Annotated in this window: 1 protein-coding gene; it reads right to left on the reverse strand. The window is 26.5% G+C overall.

Annotated features, from left to right (window positions below):
- Positions 1 to 347 (reverse strand): hypothetical protein (locus tag Q5O29_RS09870; RefSeq protein WP_302632100.1); only part of this gene is annotated, 347 nt, incomplete at both ends.

Here is a 347-nt window from a genome sequence, read left to right on the forward strand (position 1 = left end):
AAAATCTCCTACTTCATAGTTTAAGCTTTTTAATGGCTCTAATTTTTCAGAATTTCCAGTATCCTTACCTTTAAGTTCTACTGAAAATTTTTCTTTTTGCTCTTTATCAAATATTTTTATAGTATACATTGTTTCTTCTGGAGTTTCTTCTGATATATTTTTTTCAGATTGTTCACTAACAGTGAATTTCTTTTCTTTTTCATCAAACCCAATAGAAAACAATAATTGATCAGTTTTATCTATATATGCATTAAATTTAGCTCTATCAAGTCCTAATTCTTCTTCCTTTAACTTGTTGTCTTGAATTGTCTCATTTTCATCAGAACTTGATTCTTCACTATTAGAAT

It is taken from the genome of Clostridium sp. CAG:265 (genome assembly GCF_000436575.1).
Taxonomy (GTDB): Bacteria; Bacillota; Clostridia; order Clostridiales; family Clostridiaceae; genus Clostridium; species Clostridium lentum.